Origin of the sequence: Acinetobacter sp. WCHA55, assembly GCF_002165305.2 — a bacterium.
GTDB lineage: Bacteria > Pseudomonadota > Gammaproteobacteria > Pseudomonadales > Moraxellaceae > Acinetobacter.
On sequence record NZ_CP032286.1, the window covers coordinates 2,448,715 to 2,460,980 of the forward strand.

The window sequence follows — 12,266 nt, forward strand, 5'->3', positions numbered from 1 at the left end:
AGTATGATTAATTTAGTCTGGATCTTTGCGGTGAACATCAATATCTTGTTCAGCTTCACCCGTTGAACCAAAAGGTTTATTTAAAGGTTTATGCGCAGGATCGACCTCTGCTGTAGTTGGAATATCATCTGCATGTTGATATTCCTCTGCAACTGTTGGTGTATCCATTTGCTCTTTCAGTGAGGCATGTTCTTCTTTGCCTTGTGCTGATTGTGTGCTTTCAGTTTTAGCCTGATACAGTGGATTAGGCTGCGTACCTTCTTTTTTGGCTTTATCTAACAAATCGGTCAAAACTCGTTCCGCAGGTTGACGCCCACCTAAACCAAAAGCCAGTGCAAAAGCAATGGCAACCGCACCCAGCGTTAAACCAAAGGCCAAGTTCACAATAGAGTCTGCAATACCCATTGCGCGCAAGCCCATCGCCAATACTAAGCCAATGATCAAGACACGTACAATGTTCGCCACCCAACGAGAACTGTTATATTCACCACGCTCAATCACCTGTGCAACCAAGTTCGCCAGCCAGAAGCCCACGCCCAAAATGACTGCGCCCAATAGGATGTTTGCACCAAATTGGATAAACATCGCAATCAGTCCACTGATCTGTTCAAAACCGAGTCGATTTGCCGCCTCAGAGACTGCAAATAACATGGTAAAGAACACGATGAAATAACCCACGATGCAAGACGCTTTGGTATTTCCCAAGAATCGTTGTAAGCCAACTTTACTCGGAATATCATCTACACCAGTTCCCGACAAGACTTCAACCACAAGGTTTGCAACAAAACGTGACACCACATAGGCCAAGATTAAAATTAATGCCGCCGCAATGATGTGCGGAATCGCATTCATAATTTCATACAGCATGGCGGTCGCAGGTTGAGAAATTGCATCAATCCCTAAAGCTTCAAACGCAATAATCAGAGCCGTGATAATGACGATTGCAAAAACAAAAGATCCGAGCACTTTGGCCAAATCTGAGTTTTTAAACAGTCCTATTTTTTCAACCTGTTTTTGTACATCTAGACTTCTCAATAAACCCTCAATAATGCCCCGTACAATTTTTGCCAGAATATAACCAGCAAAAATAATCACACCCGCAATAAAGATATTTGGCAGATACAATACGGCTTCATTGACCATATTTTGGATCGGAAAGAGCAGCCCCGTCAGACCAAGTATCGACAAAACAATCGGTAAAAATAGCAATAAAATCAGCCAATAGACAATTTCACTGATGTTTTGACTCAGCGTACTAACTCCAACATCCTGACTGAGTTTTTCATCTAGCTGAGTCCGATCAAGTCCTTTTTGTAAACCCACTTTGACCAAATTTGCTACAATCCAACCAATAAAACCTACAGCAACAGCAGCCAACAATTGTGGAATAAACAATAAGAACTGTTGAACCATATTACTAAATGGTCCACTCACACTGGTGAGATTGAGGACATTGAGTGCACCAATCACCGCAATGATCAAAATAAGCCAAAACACAACTCGAGAGATAATATTTTCAATATTTGAGCGATGACCAGTGGCACTGGAAAGTTTTTGGTTGGTCCCAAGTTTTGTTAAAACCTTTTTCACAGCACCAGCAATCAATAATGCAATAATCCAACCAATGATCAGGATGGCGATTGCGGATAAGATCGGGTGAAACTGGTCCCAATAATACATCGCATCAAATCTAGCCTGATGCCCTACATAATCATTCATTTTGTTCTCCCTCTTGTTATGTCTACATCACAGCGACCTTTGCTCAAATACAGACTCTAGTTTTGAAGTGATTGTCTGCCATGAAATATGAATGAGAAATGGAATACCTTTTTGATGACTGCTAAAGAAAAAACCCCTGTACATTACAAGGGCTTTAGTCTCATTTAGCGGTCAGTTGCAGTCGCCGTATTGCTATCGGTGGCTACCGCTTCGTCACCTGCTGTTGCAGTGGTGCTATTATTCGGTGTTGCAGGCTCTGCACTCGGATTCGGATGTCCTGGAGGCGCCTCATTCGGATTTGGCTTGGTATCTGCAAACATATAAAGTAATAATGCGATTAAGAAAATTCCGACCAATGCCAACATATACACAGGCACGCGTTTTTTCTTTTGCCGCTCCTCTGGCGTTTGTACATGGGGCGGTTTATTGAAATCATGTGTCATAGCTCCCCCTCAATTTTCTATTATCAAGTTGTCGAATTTTTATACTAACAACTGCTTGTGTAGCATTGTGTTTCAAAGCATAGTGAGATAGTAAACAAACGCTTTATTTTAAGATAAATTATTATTTTATAAGAATTTAAAAATACTCATTCATTTGTCAATTCAATGTTAAAAGTCATATAAAAAGTATTCCAGATAGGCATAGACAAAAAGAGTCTAGCTAACAGCGCTCTTCAACTGAATTTGCGCTATAATTATGCACCTTGTTTTAGCTGTTTTTGGACTTTATGGCATATCGTCAACAAAGTGTAACGCTTGATTTAGACACTGATGTTACGCACCAATGTCATTTGCACTACACGCGAGACCAACATCTTATTGGTATTATTGAATTTTCTAAGCCCGGTTATATTCTAAAATGGGGCGATCTGGAGTTTTTTCGCCGTCGTACTGAAGAGTTTTCAGTGATGCCTTTTCCTGAATGTATCAATGCCATGATTATTGATATTCGAAATGTGCAAGCCTTTTTAGACAATGAAACACCAATTATTCCTTGGCGCTTACTGGAAGAAGAATGTCCTGTGCGTTTAGTTGTACCCCAAGACCGTTTAGATCACTATATTGGACTGTTTGAGCCAACATGGCTGACAACGGATATTGAAACGGCTATTTCTGAAATCCGTGAATATATGGATATGTTTGTGCACTAAGCACTTCTTGATACACGCTTACTCAGCTCCTCCCCCCCCTTGCGATTGTGCCCTCCGTCATTTGTTCATAACGTACAGTCGCATTTATTTTTTAGTTCTCTGCAGAAAATGCAAGGTAGTAAAACGAATCAAACTAATCTTTATGTGCTGCGTCATAAAACGGATCATCTTCAAAATAAAGAACTTTTCTTTTTGATTGCTGTTTTAGAATGTTCTACACAGGCAAAATCCATTCTGTCATGCATCCATAGCAAAACGCATAGCTAAAACTGTCGCATTAGACATTAGCCTAATAAAATGAACTATAAAACTTGAAATGGCATGTATTATGCATAATTTTTCTTTTTAATATCAGAGAAATATAACTATGCACTCATCTCATGCATTATTCACAAAATATTAAAAATCCCACTTGAGCAGCAAAAGCAATCTCGATTAAGATGCAGACTAAGCTGTAAAAAAACACCATAAAAAGAACATCTTTTGCACAGAATAAAGCTTTAACTCAATTCTGACGTTTTTGATAAAAACAATGCAATTGATGCTGCAAACAAAAGGAGTTTGTACATGACCATGCAACGTAATCTTTCTGCCCTATTTTGTGCAAGTGCACTTGCACTGAGCCTCAGCGCATGCAGCGATAACAAAGCACCTGCAACGGATGCGGCTAGCTCCGGCGCAGATGCTTCGCAGTCAGGCACTTTAGATAAGATTAAAAAATCAGGAACCATTGTTTTAGGTTACCGTGATTCCTCTATTCCATTCTCCTATATCGCAGATAACCCAAATCAACCTGTCGGTTATGCGCATGATTTACAGCTCAAAGTGGTTGAAGCTGTTAAACAAAAGCTGAATATGCCTGATTTAAAAATTCGCTATAACTTAGTCACCAGCCAAAACCGTATTCCTTTGGTTTCAAATGGCACAGTCGATCTTGAATGTGGTTCAACCACAAACAACAAAGAACGCCAGCAGCAGGTTGACTTTTCTGTAGGCTTCTTTGAAGTGGGTTCACGTTTGCTTACTGCTACAGATTCAGGTGTGAAGGATTTTGCTGATTTAAAAGGCAAAAAATTAGTAACGACAGCAGGAACAACTTCTGAACGCTATATCCGTCAGCATGAAAAAGAACTGGGTATTGGTGAAGTGATTTCCGCTAAAGACCATGCCGAATCATTCTTAATGCTCCAAAGTGGTCGTGCTGCTGCGTTTATGATGGATGACATTTTACTCGCTGGAGAAAAATCGAAAGCTAAAGATCCAAACAAGTGGCACATTGTAGGTACAGCACCAATTCAAGAAGTTTATGGCTGTATGTTACGTAAAGGCGATACTGGCTTTAAGCAAGTGGTTGATGATGCAATTAAAGCCACATATAGCTCAGGTGAAATTAACAAAATGTACAACAAATGGTTTGAACAACCAATTCCACCGAAAAACATTAACCTGAACTTTGCTATGTCAGACCAACTTAAAGCCTTAATTGCAAACCCACATGACCGTGATCAGTAAACGATAAAGGAAAGATTAATGTTCACTCAGGCAAAGTTTCTTTGCCTGACCTATTTTAGGGGATTGTCATGAATTATACCTGGAACTGGGGCGTCCTTTGGCAATCCACAGGCGTCGGAGATAGCACCTATCTCAGTTGGATTTTAATTGGTTTAGGCTGGCTGTTTGTTATTGCCATTGTGGCTTGGAGCATTGCCATGGTGCTTGGAAGCATTCTCGGCATTATGCGAACGCTTCCGAATAAAACTGCTCGTGCCATCGGCACAGCTTATGTCACCATTTTTCGTAATGTACCACTCTTGATCCAATTATTTATTTGGTTTTATGTGGTGCCGAATTTCTTACCTGGCCCGATCAAGTCATGGTGGATTAACGATTTAAGTGCAGGAACAACCGCACTGATTTCAGCCAGTATCGGCCTTGGACTGTTTACTGCAGCACGTGTCTGCGAACAAGTCCGTACAGGTATTGAAGCCTTACCTACAGGACAGGTCAATGCAGGTTATGCCATGGGTTTTAGTACCGCACAACTATACCGCTATGTCATTTTACCGCAGTCCTTCCGTACGATTTTGCCGCCTTTGAGTTCAGAGCTGACCAACTGCGTCAAAAATACTTCTGTGGCTTCTTTAGTTGGGGTTTCTGAGATTATTTCTCAGATGAAAACCATCAGCGAATATACGCAGAACACTATCGAAATCTATACCTATGTCACGATTATTTTCATCGTTATCAATGTGTGCTTAATTGCCTTAATGACGCTGCTTGAAAAACGTTTACGTGTCCCAGGTTTAATTGCAGGAGCTAAATAATGGAATGGCTCACCGCATTTACCCATGATTTGCAGTTATCTGCACCTGCCCTATGGCATGGTTTAAGCATCACTTTAAAAGTGGTCATCATCGCCACTATTGGCGGTATTTTCATTGGCACGCTGTTGGCACTGATGCGTTTGTCTTCTATCCGTATCCTAAATTTAATTGCCCAAGGTTATGTCAATTTATTCCGCTCGATTCCACTCCTGTTGGTATTAATGTGGTTCTACTTTGCTGTACCGTTCATCTACACCACAGTCACAGGAAATTATCTGACCATTGATACCGCTTTGGTCTCCAGTATTGTGGCATTCATGTTATTTGAAGCGGCTTATTTCTCGGAAATTGTCCGTGCAGGGATTCAGTCCATTCCTAGAGGGCAATCTGCCGCAGCTTATGCCCTAGGGATGACCTATGGCCAATCTATGCGCTTAATTATCCTGCCACAAGCCTTTCGTAAAATGACACCGTTACTGTTACAACAAACCATTATCTTGTTCCAAGATTCGACCATGGTGTATGCCATTGGCTTACTCGACTTCTTCCGCACCAACTATGTGCGGGGCGATTTAATGTCTCTATTAACCCAATATATTTTATTTGCAGGCTTGGTGTATTTCACCATCAGTATGTTAGCCACGTATGCAGTAAAACGATTACAAAGGAGGTTAAGCGTATGAGCGACCAAAAAGTAATGATTGACCTCCAAAATGTCAGTAAATGGTATGGCGATTTTCAAGTTTTAACCGATTGCACCACACAAATTTGCCAAGGTGAAGTAGTGGTAGTCTGTGGTCCGTCAGGCTCAGGCAAATCAACCCTGATTAAAACGGTCAATGGTCTGGAAGCCTTCCAACAAGGTCAAATCACAGTTGACGGTATTCCTATTAACGACCCAAAAACAGACTTAACCAAATTACGTAGTCGCGTGGGTATGGTGTTTCAGCACTTTGAACTGTTTCCACACTTAAGCATTACGGAAAATTTGACCATTGCCCAAATTAAAGTATTGGGCCGCTCTGAAACTGAAGCTAAAAAGAAAGGTTTAGGCTATTTAGAACGTGTCGGGCTGAGTGCACATGCTCATAAATTTCCAGCACAACTTTCAGGTGGACAACAACAACGTGTCGCTATCGCCCGTGCACTTAGTATGGACCCGATTGCCATGCTGTTTGATGAGCCGACATCTGCGCTTGACCCTGAAATGATTAATGAAGTTCTTGATGTGATGGTCGAACTGGCACATGAAGGCATGACCATGATGTGTGTCACCCATGAAATGGGTTTTGCCCGCCAAGTGGCCAATCGTGTGCTGTTTATGGATCAAGGTAAAATTGTCGAAGACTGTAGTAAAGATGAGTTCTTTAATACTAAACGTGGGGATCGTGCTCAACAGTTCTTAGACAAGATCTTGCACTAGCATAGAGACGTGTTATCCCACCTTAAAAAAAGCAGGTCATACGATCTGCTTTTTTTAATTTACGCTCTAGTCTAAAACCAAACGTGCATTGGTGGCTTGAACGGGACGGTTATTCGGAGAACCCATCAATGTAGCGAAGTTTGCGATTTGCTGTGCTGATGCCTGCTGTATATCTTTTAAAACCACCCAACGTACACCCTCAGTGCATGGTGGCGTCGTCAGCGAACCATTAAAGCGGTAATAATCACGATGTATCGGCAAAAATTGATCTGCTTTCAAATTGTGTCCTTTCTGAGGTTGCCTATACTGCTGCCATAATCCTTCAAGTGCTTGATTCATTTTCCCTTGTTCATACATCACTGCAACCACAGCCAGCTCTCCTTTTTCAGAAGCATGAACCAAATGTAATTCCATCGGAAAGCTTTGGCCTTGGATCGTATTTTCTGAAGGACTATGTAAATGCATTTGCAATAATTGAAATCGTTCTCCCTCTAAACTTAAATAACTGCCTTGATGAAAATTGGCTTGCAAGGTATGGGGAAGCTTTACGATACTCGTTACAGCAGTTTTATAGTTAAAATCAAGCGGCGTAAGGTCTGCTGAAATCACACGCTCAATGTTAATAGGTGATTGATTATGCCCTGCACAAGTTTGGTATTTGCTGTTGAGCTGACTCCAATACTGCGGTGCTGTTTGTGATTGATAACCCCAATCTGAAGTTACTTCACCACTGGCCCAAGCCACCACACATGGGAGTCCAAACAATGTTGCTATTAGTTTTTTATTCATCATGATCCATCAAAAATATCGGTTTGAAACACCCCCATATCCTCTAAGAAATCACGTGCAGGCAGCAAAACTTAAGATGACAATTCTGCCAGCTTATCTTTATTTTTGTGCAAGCTCTGTAATCATGACTTTCACACAAAAAGCCAATGTATCTCTGATATTTTGTCCTGTATCAAATGTAAAACAATGAAAATAGGACTGATCATATATGACAAAAACTACAATTAATTACATATATTTATATGATTTTTCACCTTTTATCTGTAATAAATTAAAATAAAAATAGACAAACACAACGATACTTAAAAAATTTTACTCATGCACAATCAGCATGCACAATTCATAACATGAGCGTTCAAAAAAAGAACAAAGTAACAGAGACTCAAATGAAAAATAGCAGCTGAGCGATTTTTTTTATCATTTTTTGAATGACTACTTTTTTGACTTGGCTCAAGAGAAATAATATACATCTGTATATTTAAAACATAAAAACTTAGATAAACATAATATATTCAAAAACTTAATATTAACTTATATTTTAAACCATGCACCACTGCAATGCACAAACACCATCATGGTGCACAGTTTTGCTTTATATCGAGTCTTATTATTTTTAAGCAAAACTTAATCAATATTTCCTTTTTGTTGAAATCTTCACGAAATTACAAGCATCAGTATACTGGGTTTCTTTTTGCAAAATTTTGCACTCAAATGGAACCCAAACATGCAAAATATTGACTTACTTTTTCTTCTTCTTGGTGCGGTTTTAGTCCTTGCCATGCATGCAGGCTTTGCTTTTTTAGAACTAGGGACAGTTCGTCATAAAAACCAAGTCAATGCTTTAAGCAAAATTTTAACGGACTTTTCACTTTCTGCAATCGCCTACTTCTTTGTAGGTTACTATATTTCCTATGGACACCATTTTTTCCATATTGGGGATACTTTAGCAGCGGATCATGGCTATAACCTGATGCGCTGTTTTTTCCTGCTTACTTTTGCGGCCGCAATTCCAGCAATTATTTCAGGTGGTATTGCTGAGCGTGCCAAAATGCGCTCACAAGCGATTGCAACCGTTTTATTGGTGGCATTGGTCTATCCTTTTTTTGAAGGGATCGCATGGAATGGTAACTTTGGTTTACAGCAGTGGTTACAAGATACTTTCGGTGCAAGTTTCCATGACTTCGCAGGTTCAGTGGTCGTACATGCTATCGGAGGTTGGATCGCTCTGATTGCGGTAGTGCTACTCGGTGCACGTAATGGTCGCTATAAGAAAGATGGTCGAGTCAGTGCGCATCCTCCTTCCTCTATTCCCTTCTTAGCTTTAGGTTCATGGATTTTGATCGTAGGTTGGTTCGGCTTTAACGTGATGAGTGCACAGCGTTTAGATGCAATTTCAGGACTGGTCGCGATTAACTCACTTATGGCCATGGTTGGCGGTACATTGGCAGCCAACTTCGCAGGAAAAAATGACCCGGGCTTCTTACATAATGGGCCTTTAGCGGGTCTCGTGGCAATTTGTGCAGGTTCAGATGTCGTACATCCGATCGGGGCATTAGTGATTGGTGCTATTGCTGGACTGATTTTTGTCAAACTTTTCACCTACACCCAAAACAAGCTAAAAGTCGATGATGTGCTCGGTGTGTGGCCTTTGCACGGTGTATGTGGTGCCTTTGGTGGGCTTGCAGTCGGGATCTTTGGTCAAAAATGGCTCGGTGGTTTAGGCGGTGTTGCGATGATGTCACAGCTGATTGGTACGCTATTGGCTATTAGTGTAGCTGTCGTTGGCGGATTGGTGGTCTATGGTGCATTAAAAGCCACGATGGGCATCCGTTTAAGCCAAGAAGATGAATTCCGCGGTGCAGATTTATCCATTCATAAAATCTCTGCCAACTCTGATGACAGCATGTTCTAAGCGCATTTTCATTTTAGTGCGGCTCACATGGGCCGCTTTTTTTATTCGTATTAAACATTATAAGAGGCTTTTAGCGCTCTAAATAATCGAAAATCTCGGACAATGCTGTAATACTCGGAGCAACCATCTGTGCCGAGGGTACATGAAAGCCAGATAGCCACAGTGCTTGCATTCCTGCCTGCTGTGCACCTTGTATATCGTTAATAGGATGATCACCGATAAATAAGCACTGCTCCACATTGACAGCCAATTGCCGTGCGGTATCTATAAAAATATCGGCTTGGGGTTTGGCTTGACCAAACAATCCAGAGCTATTGATCACATCAAAATAATGCTGAAAGCCCAAGCCATTTAATATAGACAGCCGTGTGGCATGACCGCCATTTGAAATAATCGCAAGTTTATATCCTGCTTGCTTTAGACGAATCAGTGTTTGCTCAGCCTCAGGCATTGCCACAGCACTGCGACCAAACTGTTCAAACCAAAAATTGCTTAATTCTTCTAAATGCGGAGGTATCTGCCAGTTTAACTCTAGTAGCAACGCATAAGCCACTGAAGCACCGATACTGGGATGGGTTAAATACTCTTTTGACGGATACCCTCCATTGTCAATTCGATTCACAAGCGACTCAATCTGCTCCACATCAACACAGTTAAGTTGGCTTTGATAATAGTCAGCAAGACCTTGACTAAAAACCGCAACACTTCGTCCACGATGCGTCAAAGTATTATCCAAATCAAATAGAACAGCACGTATCGACATGTTTTAACCTCATGTATTTGAGAGCAAATGTAACACTGTACTTGCACTTCGTATTCACCTTAAAGCGATAACCAAAGTACAGATTATGCTAAAGCCGATGAAACAACATTTATGTTAAGCCTCGTTTAAGCTAGCGCTGTTGGAATAGCACTTATTTTCAAAACATGGCCTCATTTGTGTCGGATCAGCAACGTTTTTTCATCCTTCAGTTTTTTATTTTGACGTTGGGTTTTGCCATATTGTGGCTACTATTCCCTGTGGCGGGTACCATCGACTTACAACTGATTCACCCCTTCATGGATCAAACTGGTCATTTCCCGTTAAAACGTGATTGGGCCTTAGCGGAACTCAATCACCGTTATGTCAAAGACATCATCATCGCAGTGTATGTGATTTATTTGCTGAAATGGCTCGCTTCGTATAAATGGGCTGCATTCAAAGCACAGCGTTGGCAAAATGGCTATTTCATTGGCTTGGTTCTCATCAGTACCAGCCTCATTGGGATTTTAAAATCACAATCTGCGCATGCCTGTCCATGGGACATGACTCTAGCCACAACACATGATTTCTTTTGGGACTTATCTGCCAGCGCAGGACATTGTTTCCCTGGAGGACATGCCGCGACAGGTTTTTCACTCTTTGTAGGATATTTCGTATACCGTCTAAATGAGCCCAAACGCGCGTGGTTTTATTTGCTTGCTGCCCTGATTTTAGGCTTTGTCATGGGTTGGGCGCAAATGATGCGGGGTGCACATTTCCTCAGTCACAATTTATGGACGGCATGGGTGATTTGGCTGGTCAATGTACTGGCATATGCGCTGTTTTATAAACAGTTTACACCGTCCAGCCCAAATCAAGTCGAAACTACAGTTTAAAGGTTACTTGGACCTGTAAACCACCCAATCCTGTACTTTGTCCAAAGTGCAGTTTGGCACCAATTTTTTCTGCGGCTTTATCGACAATGGATAAGCCCAGTCCGCTGCCAACTTCCAGATGATGGTGTACACGATAGAATCGCTTTAAGATATGATCATAAAGTTCTGGCGCAATGCCTGGCCCACTGTCTTCAATTTGAACAATGGCTTGCTGATCTTGCTGATAAATAGAGACATTAATCACGCCCTGTTCAGGCGTATATTTAATCGCATTATCCAAGAGGTTATAGACAATGGAATGTAAGGCTGAACTTTGAGCTTCTATCCAAAGTGCTTCGTGCTGTTCCAAGCCTAAATCAATGTTTTTAGCCAGCGCTAATTCCATCAGTTGCTCTATACATTCAACTGCCACATCACTTAGTCCTAGTCTTTGTGTCGGTTCTAAACTCGTTATAGATGCATCCTGTTTTGCCAAATTCAGCAATTGTGATACCAAATGTTGAATCCGAATTAAGCCTAAACTTAGGTTTTTTAAGGCTTGGTGTTCTGGAAATTCGTGCAGCAAAATTTTCATTTGCAAATTCAGTGCTGTAATTGGGGTTCTGAGTTCATGAGCTGCATCAGCAATGAATTGCTTTTGTTCTTGTTGCGACAGTGAAATTCGTTCAAATAAGCGGTTCATTTCATTGATGGTCGGAAGAATTTCCAATGGATAACCATCGGGTTGAATCTCACTCAGTTCATGTGGTTCACGCTGTGCAAGTTCCGCTTTAAACTCGTCTAAGGGTTTTAGACTACGTCCAATAATCCAACTCAGCCCCCATAAAGCCAAAGGCATAAACAGTAAATATGGAATCAACATATTAGCCGCCAGCTCTAAAGCCAGCTTTTGTCTTACACTGCGCTGCTGACTGACTTGAATTTGATACTTTTCTGTTGGCAGCACATAGGTATTCCATAAACCTTGTGCTGTATGGTGGGTATAAAATCCTGCTTTTTTGACAGGTTGTATTAATAAGTCAAACTCATGTTGCCGTTGTTCAGGCAGTCCATACGACCAGACATCTACAAATAAATCTTCTTCGTGATAGTGTCTGTCCGCCTCAAATTCACTCTTAATTGGAGCGGGATCATGCGCTGCAACACGCTCTGCCAAATTACGCATTTGTGCATCGAGGATTTCATTGGTCTCTTCAAGTGCAATGCGATACGCTGCAATCACCAACAAACAACCCATCACAATACTAAATAAAGAGGTATAAGTAATCAGTTGACGCTTTAACGAAACAGGGGTCGACTTCGCCATCG

Annotated in this window: 12 protein-coding genes; 7 read left to right on the forward strand and 5 right to left on the reverse strand. The window is 41.2% G+C overall.

Annotation, left to right across the window (positions count from 1 at the left end):
- Nucleotides 1-12: 12 nt before the first annotated feature.
- Complete coding sequence (locus CDG62_RS14655; protein ID WP_087527758.1) at nt 13-1,719, reverse strand: mechanosensitive ion channel; 1,707 nt, start codon at nt 1,717-1,719, stop codon at nt 13-15.
- Between the two features lie 164 nt (nt 1,720-1,883).
- Nucleotides 1,884-2,162: a hypothetical protein gene (locus tag CDG62_RS14660; protein ID WP_058952166.1), complete on the reverse strand. Its 279-nt coding sequence runs from the start codon at nt 2,160-2,162 to the stop codon at nt 1,884-1,886.
- 287 nt (nt 2,163-2,449) lie between these two features.
- Between CDG62_RS14660 and CDG62_RS14665 the strand changes: the two genes are divergently transcribed.
- From CDG62_RS14665 to CDG62_RS14685, 5 genes are all read left to right on the forward strand, one after another.
- A complete protein-coding gene (locus CDG62_RS14665) occupies nt 2,450-2,872 on the forward strand; it encodes a hypothetical protein (RefSeq protein WP_087527757.1) in 423 nt (140 codons plus the stop codon).
- A 567-nt stretch (nt 2,873-3,439) separates the two neighbouring features.
- A complete protein-coding gene (locus tag CDG62_RS14670; protein WP_087527756.1) occupies nt 3,440-4,384 on the forward strand; it encodes a transporter substrate-binding domain-containing protein in 945 nt (314 codons plus the stop codon).
- 68 nt (nt 4,385-4,452) lie between these two features.
- A complete protein-coding gene (locus CDG62_RS14675) occupies nt 4,453-5,196 on the forward strand; it encodes an amino acid ABC transporter permease (RefSeq protein WP_087527755.1) in 744 nt (247 codons plus the stop codon).
- Nucleotides 5,196-5,879, forward strand: coding sequence for an ABC transporter permease subunit (locus tag CDG62_RS14680; protein WP_086208545.1), 684 nt, complete (start codon nt 5,196-5,198; stop codon nt 5,877-5,879). Before CDG62_RS14675 ends, CDG62_RS14680 begins: the two co-directional genes overlap by 1 nt.
- 14 nt (nt 5,880-5,893) lie before the next feature.
- Entirely contained in the window at nt 5,894-6,619 is a 726-nt protein-coding gene (locus CDG62_RS14685; RefSeq protein ID WP_171264431.1) for an amino acid ABC transporter ATP-binding protein, read from the forward strand.
- Between the two features lie 66 nt (nt 6,620-6,685).
- On the opposite strand, the gene CDG62_RS14690 is transcribed toward CDG62_RS14685, so the two are convergent.
- Entirely contained in the window at nt 6,686-7,408 is a 723-nt protein-coding gene (locus tag CDG62_RS14690) for a carbonic anhydrase (protein WP_087527754.1), read from the reverse strand.
- A gap of 724 nt (nt 7,409-8,132) precedes the next feature.
- On the opposite strand from CDG62_RS14690, the gene CDG62_RS14695 reads away from it, so the two are divergent.
- The gene (locus tag CDG62_RS14695; RefSeq protein ID WP_087527753.1) at nt 8,133-9,320 is read left to right on the forward strand and encodes an ammonium transporter; all 1,188 of its coding nucleotides are present in this window, start codon (nt 8,133-8,135) and stop codon (nt 9,318-9,320) included.
- 70 nt (nt 9,321-9,390) lie between these two features.
- Here the strand turns inward: CDG62_RS14695 and CDG62_RS14700 are convergent, their stop codons facing one another.
- Nucleotides 9,391-10,083: an HAD family hydrolase gene (locus CDG62_RS14700; RefSeq protein ID WP_087527752.1), complete on the reverse strand. Its 693-nt coding sequence runs from the start codon at nt 10,081-10,083 to the stop codon at nt 9,391-9,393.
- 164 nt (nt 10,084-10,247) lie between these two features.
- Between CDG62_RS14700 and CDG62_RS14705 the strand changes: the two genes are divergently transcribed.
- A complete protein-coding gene (locus CDG62_RS14705) occupies nt 10,248-10,958 on the forward strand; it encodes a phosphatase PAP2 family protein (RefSeq protein WP_087527751.1) in 711 nt (236 codons plus the stop codon).
- On the opposite strand, the gene CDG62_RS14710 is transcribed toward CDG62_RS14705, so the two are convergent.
- Complete coding sequence (locus tag CDG62_RS14710; RefSeq protein ID WP_087527750.1) at nt 10,948-12,264, reverse strand: ATP-binding protein; 1,317 nt, start codon at nt 12,262-12,264, stop codon at nt 10,948-10,950. The two genes, CDG62_RS14705 and CDG62_RS14710, sit on opposite strands and share 11 nt — an antisense overlap.
- Between the last annotated feature and the right edge of the window lie 2 nt (nt 12,265-12,266).

Coding starts and splice junctions, on each gene's coding strand:
- CDG62_RS14655 (WP_087527758.1), bottom strand. CDS start 1,719: ATGAATGATTATGTAGGGCATCAGGCTAGATTTGATGCGATGTATTAT.
- CDG62_RS14660 (WP_058952166.1), bottom strand. CDS start 2,162: ATGACACATGATTTCAATAAACCGCCCCATGTACAAACGCCAGAGGAG.
- CDG62_RS14665 (WP_087527757.1), top strand. CDS start 2,450: ATGGCATATCGTCAACAAAGTGTAACGCTTGATTTAGACACTGATGTT.
- CDG62_RS14670 (WP_087527756.1), top strand. CDS start 3,440: ATGACCATGCAACGTAATCTTTCTGCCCTATTTTGTGCAAGTGCACTT.
- CDG62_RS14675 (WP_087527755.1), top strand. CDS start 4,453: ATGAATTATACCTGGAACTGGGGCGTCCTTTGGCAATCCACAGGCGTC.
- CDG62_RS14680 (WP_086208545.1), top strand. CDS start 5,196: ATGGAATGGCTCACCGCATTTACCCATGATTTGCAGTTATCTGCACCT.
- CDG62_RS14685 (WP_171264431.1), top strand. CDS start 5,894: ATGATTGACCTCCAAAATGTCAGTAAATGGTATGGCGATTTTCAAGTT.
- CDG62_RS14690 (WP_087527754.1), bottom strand. CDS start 7,408: ATGAATAAAAAACTAATAGCAACATTGTTTGGACTCCCATGTGTGGTG.
- CDG62_RS14695 (WP_087527753.1), top strand. CDS start 8,133: ATGCAAAATATTGACTTACTTTTTCTTCTTCTTGGTGCGGTTTTAGTC.
- CDG62_RS14700 (WP_087527752.1), bottom strand. CDS start 10,083: ATGTCGATACGTGCTGTTCTATTTGATTTGGATAATACTTTGACGCAT.
- CDG62_RS14705 (WP_087527751.1), top strand. CDS start 10,248: ATGGCCTCATTTGTGTCGGATCAGCAACGTTTTTTCATCCTTCAGTTT.
- CDG62_RS14710 (WP_087527750.1), bottom strand. CDS start 12,264: ATGGCGAAGTCGACCCCTGTTTCGTTAAAGCGTCAACTGATTACTTAT.